The sequence below is a fragment of the Microbacterium sp. KUDC0406 genome (assembly GCF_021582875.1).
Taxonomy (GTDB): Bacteria; Actinomycetota; Actinomycetes; order Actinomycetales; family Microbacteriaceae; genus Microbacterium.
In genome coordinates this window covers 2,844,907-2,858,214 of the sequence record NZ_CP091138.1, presented here as the reverse complement: position 1 = coordinate 2,858,214, position 13,308 = coordinate 2,844,907, and the positions used below count along the sequence as shown (strand labels likewise).

General features: G+C 68.5%; 9 protein-coding genes, 1 tRNA gene and 2 pseudogenes. All 12 read left to right on the top strand.

Going from position 1 to position 13,308, the window contains the following annotated elements; all coding sequences use genetic code 11:
- The first annotated feature begins 30 nt into the window (after positions 1-30).
- The 12 genes and pseudogenes from recF to L2X99_RS14095 all read left to right on the top strand — a co-directional run bounded on the left by recF (position 31) and on the right by L2X99_RS14095 (position 13,289).
- Complete coding sequence (gene recF / locus L2X99_RS14145) at positions 31-1,230, top strand: DNA replication/repair protein RecF (protein WP_236126176.1); 1,200 nt, start codon at positions 31-33, stop codon at positions 1,228-1,230.
- Entirely contained in the window at positions 1,223-1,717 is a 495-nt protein-coding gene (locus L2X99_RS14140; RefSeq protein WP_236135283.1) for a DUF721 domain-containing protein, read from the top strand. Before recF ends, L2X99_RS14140 begins: the two co-directional genes overlap by 8 nt.
- Before the next feature lie 118 nt (positions 1,718-1,835).
- Positions 1,836-3,901, top strand: a pseudogene (gene gyrB / locus L2X99_RS14135) (DNA topoisomerase (ATP-hydrolyzing) subunit B).
- A gap of 74 nt (positions 3,902-3,975) precedes the next feature.
- Positions 3,976-6,732, top strand: a complete 2,757-nt coding sequence (gene gyrA / locus L2X99_RS14130; protein ID WP_236126177.1) for a DNA gyrase subunit A — start codon at positions 3,976-3,978, stop codon at positions 6,730-6,732.
- A complete protein-coding gene (locus L2X99_RS14125; RefSeq protein WP_236126178.1) occupies positions 6,623-6,928 on the top strand; it encodes a DUF3566 domain-containing protein in 306 nt (101 codons plus the stop codon). The genes gyrA and L2X99_RS14125 overlap by 110 nt, the downstream gene beginning before the upstream one ends.
- A 321-nt stretch (positions 6,929-7,249) precedes the next feature.
- Positions 7,250-8,068: pseudogene (locus tag L2X99_RS17960) on the top strand (PEP/pyruvate-binding domain-containing protein); the annotation flags it as partial.
- Positions 8,063-9,628, top strand: a complete 1,566-nt coding sequence (locus L2X99_RS18410; protein WP_329608186.1) for a PEP-utilizing enzyme — start codon at positions 8,063-8,065, stop codon at positions 9,626-9,628. The pseudogene L2X99_RS17960 and the gene L2X99_RS18410, both read left to right, overlap by 6 nt.
- Positions 9,621-10,235 (top strand): TetR/AcrR family transcriptional regulator, encoded by a 615-nt coding sequence (locus L2X99_RS14115; protein WP_236126181.1) that lies wholly within the window; start codon positions 9,621-9,623, stop codon positions 10,233-10,235. The genes L2X99_RS18410 and L2X99_RS14115 overlap by 8 nt, the downstream gene beginning before the upstream one ends.
- Before the next feature lie 70 nt (positions 10,236-10,305).
- A complete protein-coding gene (locus tag L2X99_RS14110) occupies positions 10,306-11,667 on the top strand; it encodes a sensor histidine kinase (protein ID WP_236135281.1) in 1,362 nt (453 codons plus the stop codon).
- Entirely contained in the window at positions 11,655-12,359 is a 705-nt protein-coding gene (locus L2X99_RS14105) for a response regulator transcription factor (RefSeq protein ID WP_236135280.1), read from the top strand. The genes L2X99_RS14110 and L2X99_RS14105 overlap by 13 nt, the downstream gene beginning before the upstream one ends.
- Entirely contained in the window at positions 12,356-13,153 is a 798-nt protein-coding gene (locus L2X99_RS14100; RefSeq protein ID WP_236126182.1) for a DUF4097 family beta strand repeat-containing protein, read from the top strand. Before L2X99_RS14105 ends, L2X99_RS14100 begins: the two co-directional genes overlap by 4 nt.
- Positions 13,154-13,215: 62 nt before the next feature.
- A tRNA-Ile gene (locus tag L2X99_RS14095) sits at positions 13,216-13,289 on the top strand.
- Positions 13,290-13,308 lie beyond the last annotated feature (19 nt).

Sequence of the window (13,308 nt, the reverse complement as noted above, 5' to 3'; positions counted from 1 at the left end):
GATGTCAGACACGAAAGATAAGCTGTCCCAGTGATTGTGGAGCACCTGAACCTGGTCGACTTCCGCAATTACGCGACCGCGGATCTCACCCTGCACTCCGGCCCCAACGTGCTCGTCGGCCGCAACGGTCAGGGCAAGACGAATCTCGCCGAGGCCATCGTGTTCCTTGCGACTCTCGGCTCGCATCGGGTCTCTTCCGACGCACCGATGGTCCGCGACGGTCAGGAGTTCGCCGTCATCCGTGCACGCCTCGGGCACGCGCAGCGCAAGGTGCTCGTCGAGGTGCAGCTGAACCGGCAGGGTTCCAACAAGGCGCGCATCAACGGCTCGCCCTCGAAGACCAATGAGCTCCCCCGCTATGCACACGTGGTGCTGTTCGCGCCGGAGGATTTGCAGATCGTCCGCGGAGATCCGTCGTCGCGGCGCCGGTTCGCGGATCAGCTGCTGATCCAGCGCACTCCGCGGATGGCCGGGGTCCTGGCCGACTACGACCGGGTGCTTCGGCAGCGCACCGCGCTGCTGAAGTCGGCGCGGGCCCGTGGCGTCTGCGGCGAGGGGCTGAGCACACTCGATATCTGGGACGACAAGCTCGTCGCGCTCGGATCGGAGATCATCGACGCCCGCATCCGGCTGGCCGCCGACCTGCAGCATCCGCTCGCCGAGGCGTACGCGACGATCGCGGGCGCGGATCACAGACCGGAGCTGGAATGGGCGCTGTCCGTGCGCGGCGGCGATCCGGAAGAGGGGCAGGACCCTTCGGCAGGTTCAGGGACCGAGACCGATCAGCGCGGTGAGATCGCAGAGCTGTTCCGCACAGCACTGCAGGCCAGGCGGGCGAGCGAGCTGGAGCGCGGGATCACGCTGGTCGGCCCGCATCGCGATGACCTCGTGCTGCGCGTGCGCGATCTTCCGGTGAAGGGATACGCCTCGCACGGCGAATCGTGGTCGGTGGCCCTCGCGCTGCGACTGGCGTCGGCCGAGCTGCTGCGAGCGGAGTCGCCGGCCGGCGATCCGGTGCTGATCCTGGACGACGTGTTCGCCGAGCTCGATGCGGATCGTCGCCGACGGCTGGCGGAGATCACGGCCGGATATGAGCAGGTCGTCGTCACCGCCGCGGTGGAGTCCGACATCCCGGAGGTGCTGCACCGCCATGTCGTGCGCATCGAGGCCGGCACGATCACGGATGACCGGGACCCTTCGACGAGCCCAGGGACCCAGAACGATGACTGATCGCGAGACCCCCGAGACGCCGGAGACTGTTGCCACCTATCTGCGGCTGCGCGGACTGAAGCCGAGTTCCAAGAACTGGAAGCGCAAGAAGCGCATCCGCGACGACGATGACAATGCACCGTTCACACCGGGGCGCGACCCCGGGGCACTGGGCGCTGTGCTCGACAAGCTCAGCCGCGACTCGGGCTGGGAGAAGACGCTCGCCGCCGAGGATCTCGTGCGGCAGTGGGCCGAGCTGGTCGGCGGCGAGACCGCGAAGCACTCCGAGCCGGTGTCGCTGCAGCACGGCATGCTCACGGTGAAGTGCGATTCCACGGCGTGGGCCAAGAATCTGCAGTACATGCGTGCCGTGATCATGACGGAGATCGGCAACCGCTATCCGGATGCCGGGGTCGTGGACGTCCGGTTCATCGGACCCGACGTTCCGAGTTGGAAGTGGGGACCGCGGACTGTCCCTGGACGGGGTCCACGGGACACGTACGGGTAGGGCACCACGAAGCTACCTCGACGCGCTCAGAACGCCACACACGGCCTCTGAGGCCCATTCGACCGTGGAAAACCGCTAGAATGGAAGCTCGAGATATCGATCTGGAGATTGCCCTCTGATGACGCCTGAACTCCCTGAAGACGCGAACGACCCTTCGAACAGCTCAGGGACCCCGGGAGGTGGATCAGGTGCCGCCGAGCAGGTGCCCGGCGAGTACGGAGCGGACTCCATCCAGATCCTCGAGGGTCTCGAGGCCGTGCGCAAGCGGCCCGGCATGTACATCGGCTCGACCGGCCCGCGCGGTCTGCACCACCTGGTTCAGGAGATCGTCGACAACTCCGTCGACGAGGCGATGGCCGGCTACGCCGACACCATCACAGTGACTCTGCTCGCCGACGGCGGCGTGCGCGTGGTCGACAACGGCCGCGGCATCCCGGTCGACCCGCACTCCTCCGACCCCACCAAGTCCACCGTCGAGGTCGTGCTGACCATCCTGCACGCCGGCGGCAAGTTCGGCGGCGGCGCCTACGCCGTCTCGGGCGGTCTGCACGGCGTCGGCTCGTCGGTCGTGAACGCGCTGTCGACGCGATTCGAAGTCGAGGTCAAGCAGAAGGGCCACGTCTGGCGGCACCTCTTCGCCGACGGCGGCGTGCCGCAGCAGGAGCTCGAGAAGGGCGAGGAGACCAGCGAGACCGGAACGACGATCACGTTCTGGCCGGATGCCTCGATCTTCCAGGAGACCGTCGAGTTCGACTACGACACCCTGCGCACCCGCTTCCAGCAGATGGCGTTCCTGAACAAGGGCCTGCGCATCAGGCTGCTCGACGAGCGTCCGTCCGCGGCCGAGGAGGTCGAGGTGGACGGTGCGACCGTCTCGAAGCAGCGCAGCGATGACTTCCACTACGAGCGCGGCCTGGTCGACTACGTCGAGTACCTGAACAAGGTGCGTCACGCCGAGGTGGTCAACGACGAGGTCATCGATTTCGCCTCCGAGGACACCGTCCGCAAGATGTCGGTCGAGATCGCGATGCAGTGGACCACCTCGTACACCGAGAACGTGTTCACCTACGCGAACGTGATCAACACGCACGAGGGCGGCACGCACGAGGAGGGCTTCCGCGCGGCGCTGACCACGCTGGTCAACAAGTACGCGAGGGCGAACAACCTGCTCAAGGAGAAGGACGACAACCTCTCCGGCGACGACGTGCGCGAGGGGCTGACTGCGGTCATCTCGGTCAAGCTCTCCGAGCCGCAGTTCGAGGGCCAGACCAAGACCAAGCTCGGGAACACCGAGGCCAAGGCGTTCGTGCAGAAGATCGTGAACGATCAGCTCGGCGATTGGTTCGAGCGCAACCCCGTGCAGGCGAAGAACGTGGTGCGCAAGGCGATCGACGCCGCGACCGCGCGTCTTGCGGCCCGCAAGGCCCGCGAGACCGCACGCCGCAAGAGCGTCTTCGAGTCGGCCGCGATGCCCGACAAGCTCAAGGACTGCACCAGCAAGGACCCGTCGATCAGCGAGATCTTCCTCGTGGAGGGCGACTCGGCCGGCGGCTCGGCCGTGCAGGGCCGAGACCCGCACACCCAGGCGATCCTGGCGCTGCGCGGCAAGATCCTCAACGTCGAGCGGGCGCGCCTCGACAAGGCACTGGGCAACAAAGAGGTCCAGGCGATGATCCAGGCCTTCGGCACCGGCATCGGCGAGGACTTCGACATCGAGAAGGCCCGCTATCACAAGATCGTGCTGATGGCGGATGCCGATGTCGACGGTCAGCACATCGCCACACTGCTGCTGACGCTCCTGTTCCGCTACATGCGCGGGCTCATCGAGGCCGGTTTCGTGTACCTGGCGATGCCGCCGCTGTACCGGTTGAAGTGGACCAACTCCCCCACGAGTACGTGTACTCCGACGCGGAGCGTGACGCGCTGCTGAAGGACGGACTGGCGAACGGCAAGCGGATTCCGAAGGATGCCGGTATCCAGCGCTACAAGGGTCTCGGTGAGATGAACCCGAAGGAGCTGTGGGAGACCACGATGGACCACACGACTCGCACTCTGAAGCAGGTCACCATCGACGACGCGGCGGCGGCCGACGAGATCTTCAGTGTGCTGATGGGTGAGGACGTCGAGTCCCGGCGCACGTTCATCCAGCGCAACGCCAAGGACGTCCGCTTCCTCGACATCTGAATTCGGCTGGGTCCCTGAGCGTGTCGAAGGGGCCCGGATGCTTCGACAAGCTCAGCAACCAGGAAAAGAAACTCATGACTGACGAAGAACGCCCCGACCCGGCCGACCTGCACGACCACGGCCGGATCGAGCAGGTCGACCTGCAGACCGAGATGCAGAAGTCGTACCTCGACTACGCCATGGCCGTCATCGTCGGGCGCGCCCTGCCCGACGTGCGCGACGGGCTCAAGCCCGTGCACCGCCGTGTGATCTACGGCATGTACGACGGCGGCTTCCGCCCCGACAAGTCGTTCTCGAAGTGCGCCCGCGTCGTGGGCGAGGTCATGGGACAGTACCACCCGCACGGCGACTCCGCGATCTACGACGCCCTGGTGCGTCTCGTGCAGCCGTGGTCGCTGCGCTACCCGCTCGCCCTCGGCCAGGGCAACTTCGGCTCCCCCGGCAACATGGGCGCGGCAGCCCCCAGGTACACCGAGACCAAGATGGCTCCGCTCGCGCTCGAGATGGTGCGCGACATCGAAGAGGAGACCGTCGACTTCTCGGACAACTACGACGGCCAGACGCAGGAGCCCGACGTCCTGCCGGCGCGCTTCCCCAACCTGCTGGTCAACGGTTCGGTCGGCATCGCGGTCGGCATGGCGACCAACATCCCGCCGCACAACCTGCGCGAGGTCTCCGAAGCGGCGCTGTGGGCGCTGGACAACTCCGATCTCCCGCGCGAGGAGCTGCTCGAGGGTCTCATCCGTCGTGTACCGGGTCCGGACTTCCCGACGGGCGCGCAGATCCTCGGCACCAAGGGCATCCAGGAGGCGTACCGCACCGGTCGCGGCTCCATCACGATGCGCGCAGTGGTCGAGGTCGAGGAGATCCAGGGCCGCACCTGCCTGGTGATCACCGAACTGCCGTACCAGGTCAACCCCGACAACCTCGCGGTCAAGATCGGCGACCTCACTCGTGACGGCAAGATCTCCGGCATCGCCGACATCCGCGACGAGTCCTCCGACCGCACCGGCCAGCGGCTCGTCGTCGTGCTCAAGCGCGATGCGGTTGCGAAGGTCGTGCTGAACAATCTGTACAAGCACACGTCGCTGCAGGAGAACTTCGGCGCGAACATGCTGGCGATCGTCGACGGCGTGCCTCGCACCCTCGCGCTCGACGGGTTCATCACGAACTGGATCGACCACCAGCTCGACGTCATCGTGCGCCGCACGAAGTTCCGGCTCCGCAAGGCCGAGGAGCGGATGCACATCCTGCGCGGCTACCTCAAGGCGCTGGACGCGCTCGACGAGGTCATCGCGCTGATCCGCCGATCGCCCACGGTCGACGAGGCCCGCGAGGGTCTGAAGAAGCTGCTCGAGATCGACAACGACCAGGCGGATGCCATCCTCGCGATGCAGCTGCGTCGCCTCGCCGCGATGGAGCGTCAGAAGATCATCGACGAGGCGACCGAGCTCGAGGCCCGGATCGCGGACTACAACGACATCCTCGCCACGCCGGCTCGTCAGCGCGCGATCATCCGCGAGGAGCTCACCGAGATCGTCGACCGCTTCGGCGACGAGCGCCGCACGCACATCCTGCACGGCTTCGACGGCGACATGTCGATGGAGGACCTCATCCCCGAAGAGGAGATGGTCGTCACCGTCACCCGCGAGGGATACGTCAAGCGCACCCGCAGCGACAACTACCGTTCGCAGCACCGCGGCGGCAAGGGTGTGAAGGGCGCGCAGCTGCGCGCGGATGACGTGGTCGAGCACTTCTTCGTCACGACGACGCACCACTGGCTGCTTTTCTTCACCGACAAGGGCCGGGTCTACCGCACCAAGACCTACGAGATCCCCGAGGCCGGTCGCGACGCGAAGGGCCAGCACGTCGCGAACCTGCTCGCGCTGCAGCCCGACGAGAGCATCGCGCAGATCCTCGACATCCGCGACTACGAGGCCAAGGAGTACCTGGCTCTCGCGACCGTCGGCGGAACAGTGAAGAAGACGCGCCTCACCGACTACGACACCAACCGTCAGGGCGGCGTGATCGCGATCCGCCTGCGCGAGGGCGACGAGCTCGTCAGCGCGATGCTCGTGGACAGCTCCGACGACATCCTGCTCATCAGCCGCAAGGGCATGTCGGTGCGGTTCAACGCCACCGACGAAGCGCTGCGCCCGATGGGCCGCGCCACCGAGGGTGTGCGCGGCATGAAGTTCAAGGAGGACGACGGCCTGCTCTCGGCATCCGTCGTCGACGAGAACTCCTACGTGTTCACCGTCACCGACGGCGGCTACGCCAAGCGCACCAAGATCGAGGAATACCGGGTGCAGGGCCGCGGCGGAACCGGCATCAAGGTGGCCAAGCTCAACGATGATCGGGGCGTCCTCGCGGGTGGTCTGATCGTCTCAGAGGACGACGAGGTCTTGGTGGTTCTGTCCAGCGGCAAGGTGGTACGCTCTGCCGTGGCCGAGGTGCCCGCCAAGGGCCGCGACACCATGGGTGTGCTGTTCGCCCGCACCACCGACGACGATCGGATCCTCGCCATCGCCCGCAACACCGAACGCGGACTGGCAGAAGAGGACGACGCGGAATCCGACTCCGAGGCCCCTGAGACCCCGACCCCGAAGAGAGCCAAGACGCATGAGCACAGTAGCCGACAAGCTCGCGAAGAAGTCCACGCGCAAGACCGGCGGCAAGCAGGTCAGGCTGCGTCTGGTCTACGTCGACTTCTGGTCGGCTGTGAAGCTGTCGTTCCTCGGCGCCGTGGCGCTCGCCGTGGTCACGATGGTGTCGTTCTTCCTCATCTACCTGGTGCTGCAGTCGACCAACGTCATCTCGCAGGCCGATGAGTTCCTCTCCGGCTTCACCGACGGGCAGGTCAACCTGACCGAGCTGATCGGACTGCCGCAGGTCATGGCGTTCGCGGCGGTCGTCTCGATCCTGAACCTGATCGTGTTCACGGTGCTGGGAGCTGTCGTGGCGGGGATCTACAACGTGGCGGTGAAGGTGACCGGCGGACTGCTCGTCGGCTTCATGTCGAACTGAGCAATACTTGGTCCCTGAGCCTGTCGAAGGGTCGAAGAAGGGCGGATGCTGCGGCATCCGCCCTTCTTTCGTCGGGGAGTTTGAATTCCGGGGCGCGGGCGGGGAGGTTCCCTCCCCGCCCGCTCGTGTTTCTGGGAACCGCGCTGACCATCTCGGTCGTTGAGCGGAGCGACGAAGGAGCGGAGACGAAACGTGGTGAGGTGCTCGCCGGCGGGGTGGTGGGAGTGGAACAACGGGGCGTAACGTAAGGAACGTGACGTTTCTTATGGTGGTCGGACTGGACGAGGCACGGGAGATGGCGACGGTCGGGGGAAGGGCGCGAACCTCGGGGAGATGCGGCGCGCGGGGCTGCCCGTGCCGAGCGGGTTCGTCGTCACGACCGACGCGTATGCGGCCGCGGCGCAAGCGGTCGGGCTGGCGGAACGAGTCGCCGACGCGGAGCCCGCGGAGCTGCGACGGATGCTGGAGGGGGCGCCCATCCCGCAGGATCTGAGGCCCGCCGTTGCCGATGCCTATCGCAGGCTCGGGCCGGACGCGGCGGTCGCCGTGCGGTCGAGCGCGACAGCGGAGGACCTGCCGGGCGCGGCCTTCGCAGGGCAGCAGGACACCTATCTGAATGTGGTCGGAGTCGACGCCGTGCTCGATGCGATGCGCCGGTGCTGGGCATCGCTGTGGACCGATCGCGCGGTCTCGTACCGGCGTGAGCGGCGCGTCGACCCCGACGGGGTGCGGATCGCCGTCGTCGTGCAGCTGCTGGTCGACGCGGACGTCGCAGGCGTGATGTTCTCGGCCGATCCGGTGACGGGCCGGCGCGACCGCATCATCGTCGACGCCGCGGCCGGCCTCGGCGAGGCGGTGGTCTCGGGCATGGTGACGCCTGAGCACTACGAGCTCGACCAGGACGGCGTGCTGCAGAAGTGGACCGCGGGGCGCGCCGACGTCGCGATCAGGCCGGATGCCGACGGCGGCATCCGGCACGACACCCCTGCGCAATCCGGCGTCCGCCTGCTCAGCGCGAGCCGGCTCGCCGCCCTTGCCGGTTACGCGCGCGCGGCCGTGACGCACTTCGGCGGCCCGCAGGACATGGAGTGGGCCATCGCCGACGGCACGGCGCACATCCTGCAGGCGCGTCCGATGACCGCCCTGCCACCCGAACCGCGGAAGCTGAATCGGCGCGAGCGCGTGCAGAGCATGATCTTCAGCGAGTACCTGCCGGTGCGGCCCTATCCCATGGATGTCACGACCTGGCTCGGCCGGGGGCCGGCCGACATGATGCGGCAGATCACCGTGTACTACGGCATCCGCGGAGCGTTCACCGACTTCCTGGTGGAGGAGGCCGGGGTTGTCACAGGATTCGTGCCGCCGCACATGCGTCCGGGTCCGGGGGTGCTGCTGACCCCGTTCAAGGTCATCCGCAAGGCACTGCACTTCCACCCCGAGGACGCCACGCACGACCCGCGGCTGGCACAGCTGCTGAGCGAAGCCGACGAACTCGACGCCCTCCCCCTGGCCGACCTCCGCTGGAGGGACCTGCTGCAGGTGCCCGACCGCGCCATCAGCCTGATGGAGCTCAGCCGCGACATGCGCATCGACTACCTTCCGGGTACGGCGATCGCCGTCATCCGCCTCGGCATCGTCACCGCGCTGCTCGGCCGACGCGAACTGCTCGCCGAGCTCACCGGCGGGGCGCCGACGCGCACCGCGGCATCCGAACGCGCGCTGGCCGAGATGGCCGGCATGGTCCGGGCGGATGCGGCGCTGCGTGAGCTCTTCGCGGCGAAGACGCCCGACGAGGTCGTCGCCGAGCTGGATCGGTTCCCCGGCTTCGCCGCGGCGCTGGGTGCCTTCCGGCACGACTTCGGGCGCAAGGAGACGGCGTCGCCGCTGCTGGTCAGCCCGCCCACGCTCGCGGAATCCCCCGAGGTGATCGTCGGCATGGTGGCCGGGCTCGTCGACAGCCCGCCGCAGGATGACCGCCGTTCACGCTCCGAGATCGCGTTGCGGCAGCTGCTGCGGCATCCGCTGCTTCGCCCGAAGGTGCTGCAGGCCGCTGCGCGGCACTGGGTGCGCGCGGCGCAGGCCGGCGTCGCCTACCGCGAGGACAGTCACTTCTTCTTCACCGCGTCGCTGCCGGCGCTGCGTCGCGCGCTGCTCGAGATCGGCCGGCGGATGCAGGATGCCGGGGCGCTCGACGAACAGTTCGACGTCTTCCATCTGCGCTGGGATGAAGTCGCCGGCATCCCCGACGTCGCGACGATGAGCGAGGAGAGCGTCGAGCGGCTGCGCGGACTGGTCGTGGCACGCGCCGCGCGGCGCGCAGAACTCGCCGGCATCCCGGTGGTCGACGTGCGTGACGTGTTCCGGCGCGATGACGATGAGGACGCCCTGGTGACCGGCGCCCCCGCCGGAGGCGGGAGCGCGACCGGACCGGTGCGCGTCATCCGCGACGTCGCCGACTTCCCCCGGCTGCAGCAGGGGGACGTGCTGGTCTGCCCGTACACGAATCCCGCCTGGACGCCGCTCTTCCTGCGCGCCTCGGCCGTCGTGGTCGACACCGGATCGATCGCCTCGCACGCCGCCATCGTCGCCCGGGAGTACGGGCTGCCCGCGGTGATGGGGACGGGGGACGGGACCTCGGTGCTGGCTGACGGCGAGCGGGTGACCGTCGACGGCGGAACCGGGCGGGTGACCCGTGGGTGAGACGCGGCGGCGCGGTGAAGCGCTGGTCGGGGCGATCCACGCGGCCGTGCTCGCGGAACTCGGCGAGGTCGGATACGCAGGGCTGACCATGGAGGGAGTGGCGGAGCGGGCCGGCGCCGGCAAGGCGTCGCTTTACCGGCGGTGGGGCTCGAAACCGGAACTGGTGCGGGACACGGCCTATGCGCTGATGCGCGACGGCGAGGGAGTGCCGGACACAGGTTCGCTGCGCGAGGATCTATGCGCGCTGCTGGGGCGGACGGCGGAACTGCTGTCGGGACCCTTGGGAGAGGCGATGCGAGGAGTGCTGTCGGAGGCGCTGGTCGATCCGGGCGAGCTGTCTCAGGGAATGGGACGAAGGATGACGCGCGAGGTCGTGCTTCGTGGGGTGCAGCGCGGGGAGATCTCCGCCGACGCGGTGACGGATCTGCGGCTGGACATCGGGCAGGCGCTGCTGCGGGATCGGCTGGTGTTCCGGCGGATCCAGGAAGTCGACGTCGAGGAGATCGTGGACTCGGTGCTGATGCCGCTGTTCCGAGGGGGAACCGTGGTCGTTGAGCGAGGGAGCGCAGCGAGTGAGACGAAACGCTCGCAGGTGAGCGAGGGGTAGGGAAAACCCGAAACGGACTGTAGGGGTTCCTCCGTATCGCGGAAACACGCGCCTGCGTAGCGTGGATGCCATGACCACGAATCCGACTCCTCCTCCGCCGCCGGCTCCCCCGGCCCCGTCCGCCGGACCGGCCCTCGCCGCACCGGTCGCGGAGCGACCCAAGCCGCCACTGCGCATCGCCCTGACGATCCTGCAGCTCGCAGGCCTCGGCGTCGTCGGCGCCGGCGTCCTCGCCGCTCTCACCAGTCTTCTCACTGCGGGACTGGCGACGCTGCTCGTCTTCGGCATCGGCCTCGTCCTTCTCGTCGGTCTCGTGTACGCGCTGTTCGGCGTCGGCTGGTTCGAGGTCGCGCGCGCCGACGGCCTGTACGGGCTCGGGGTGTCTCGCCTGCAGTGGCGCCCGCAGACCGGCCCGGGTTTCGGCGGGTGGCTCCGCGCCCTCGGCCGGCAGGCCGTCGACGGCCGTATGTGGCGGGCACTGGTGAACTTCACCCTCGCCTGCATCGCCGGAGCGATCGTGCTGCGCCTGTTCTGGAGCGGAATCGTCTGGGCCATGATCGCCTTCGCGCCGCTGACCGGAGCCGAGACCGTCCAGGGCGCCTGGGGCGGCGGCATCCGTGCGACCTGGGCTCCCCTGGCCGGCATTCTCGGCGCACTCGCCTGCGCTGCCATGATCATCGGGCTGGCGCTGCTGCACCGCGTGCTGACCCGCGCGCTCATCGTGCCGAGCCGCGAGGCCGAGCTCACCCAGCAGGTGCGCACCACCAGCGCGCAGCGCGAGGGCGCGGTTCGCGCCGCCGACGTGGAGCGCACGCGCATCGAACGCGATCTGCATGACGGTGTCCAGCCGCGCCTGGTCTCGGTCGGGATGACGCTGGGCCTGGCGCAGCAGAAGATCGACAGCGACCCCGCCGCCGCGAAGGCGCTCATCGACGAGGCGCACACCTCGACCAAGGCCGCGATCACCGAGCTGCGCCAGCTGGCGCGCGGCATTCACGCCTCCGTGCTCGACGATCGCGGGCTCGACGCGGCGCTCTCGGCGCTGGCGAGCCGGTCGCACATCCCCGTGCAGCTCGACGTACGGCTCGATCCTTCGACAAGCTCAGGAACCCAGAACATCGGGTCGCTGAGCCCGTCGAAGCGCGGATGCCGCGATGCCGAGGCCGCGGTCTACTTCGCCATCGCGGAGTCGCTGACCAACGCGGCCAAGCACTCCCGGGCCAGCGAATGCCGCGTCGTGGTGCGCACCCGCGAGGGTGGCGTGCTCTGGGCGCGGGTCGAGGACAACGGCATGGGCGGCGCGCAGGTGCAGCCCGGTGGCGGCCTCGACGGCATCTCGAACCGGGTGCTCGCCGCCGGCGGCACGTTCCGGCTGGACAGCCCCATCGGCGGTCCGACCGCACTGGAGGTGACGGTGCCATGCGCGTCCTGATCTGCGAGGACTCCGTGCTGCTGCGCGAGGGCCTGGTGCGCCTCCTCGAGGACGCCGGACACGAGGTGGTCGCCGCACTTCCGGACACCGCCGAGCTGACCGACAGCGTCGCCGAGAAGGATCCGCAGCTCTGCATCCTCGACGTGCGGCTGCCGCCGACGTTCACCGACGAGGGCATCCGCGCGGCACTCGGCCTGCGCACCACGCATCCGCAGCTCCCCCTGCTCGTGCTGTCGCAGTACGTCGAGGAGCGCTACGCGTCCGACCTCATCGCCGCCCAGGGCGGCCCGCTCGGCTATCTGCTCAAGGATCGCGTGGCGGATGTCGCGGACTTCGTCGAGACGGTGCAGCGCATCGCGGACGGCGCCACGGTGCTCGACCCCGAGGTGGTCGCGCAGCTGCTCACACGGCGCAACCGCGACGAGCGGATGCTGCGGCTCACCGACCGCGAGCGCACCGTGCTCGCCCTGGTCGCGGAGGGCAAGTCCAACCAGGCGATCGCGGCGGTGCTGTTCCTCAGCGAGGCGAGTGTCGAGAAGCACATCACCTCGATCTTCCAGAAGCTCGGGTTCGAGCCCGACGAGTCCGGTAACCGCCGGGTGCTCGCGGCGCTCGCCCACATCGAGAACCAGGGTTCACCGGGCGCAGCCGGCCAGCACGGCACCGCGCCCCAGACAGGAGGCATCCGATGAATACGACCATGAAGGCGGGGATCGGCGCGATCACCGTGGTCACAGCGGTGGTCGGCGGCGTGGCGATCGCCGGCAGCGCGGCGGCCGCAGCGTTCGCGGGAGCGAACCAGCTGTCGACGGGGCCGACCTCGACGTCGACCGCAGTCACCGGAGTGACAGATCTCGACCTCTCGGTCGACGCCGCCGACGTCCGGGTCGAGTTCTACGACGGCGCGCAGGCGCGGCTCGAGAGCGACGGCGGAGATCTCGACGGCTGGCGGGTGTACCGTGACGGCGACGAGCTGAAGGTGCGCAGTCCCGACCGGGGCTGGAACTGGTTCCTGCCGGACTGGCTGCACGAGAGCGAGACCGTCACCCTGCTGTTGCCCGAGTCGCTCAGCGGCATGGATGCGGACTTCGACGTGCAGGCGGGCGCGCTGCATGTCGACGGCGAGTTCGGCGAGCTGGATGCCACGGTCGACGCCGGCGCGCTGAACCTGAACGGTTCGGCTCGGAGCCTGGACGCTGACGTCAACGCCGGCCGTGCCGACATCGCGCTCGCGGATGTCCGCGACGCCGAGTTCACGGTCTCGGCGGGACGACTGACCGCCGAGCTGTCCGCGGTGCCGCGCGAGGTGTCGCTGGACGTGTCGGCCGGTCAGCTCACGCTGACGGTTCCGGACGACGTCTACAGCATCCGCCGGGACGTGTCCGCGGGCACGCTGAACAGCGACCTGCAGGAGTCCTCGAGCTCGTCGAACCGCATCGACGCATCGGTTTCGGCGGGCACCGCGAACCTGCGCGCCGGCGACTGATCGGACGGACCTGACTCGATTCGGATTTTCGCGGATGTTCCGGTAAAGTTCTGGAGGTTGACGGGGCTATAGCTCAGGCGGTTAGAGCGCTTCACTGATAATGAAGAGGTCCCAGGTTCAAGTCCTGGTAGCCCCACACTCCGCTCGCGGATCAC

Bases quoted from the DNA above. Each gene is read 5' to 3' on its own strand.
- L2X99_RS14140 (WP_236135283.1), top strand. From the start codon at position 1,223: ATGACTGATCGCGAGACCCCCGAGACGCCGGAGACTGTTGCCACCTAT.
- gyrA (WP_236126177.1), top strand. From the start codon at position 3,976: ATGACTGACGAAGAACGCCCCGACCCGGCCGACCTGCACGACCACGGC.
- L2X99_RS18410 (WP_329608186.1), top strand. From the start codon at position 8,063: ATGACCGCCCTGCCACCCGAACCGCGGAAGCTGAATCGGCGCGAGCGC.
- L2X99_RS14110 (WP_236135281.1), top strand. From the start codon at position 10,306: ATGACCACGAATCCGACTCCTCCTCCGCCGCCGGCTCCCCCGGCCCCG.
- L2X99_RS14105 (WP_236135280.1), top strand. From the start codon at position 11,655: ATGCGCGTCCTGATCTGCGAGGACTCCGTGCTGCTGCGCGAGGGCCTG.
- L2X99_RS14100 (WP_236126182.1), top strand. From the start codon at position 12,356: ATGAATACGACCATGAAGGCGGGGATCGGCGCGATCACCGTGGTCACA.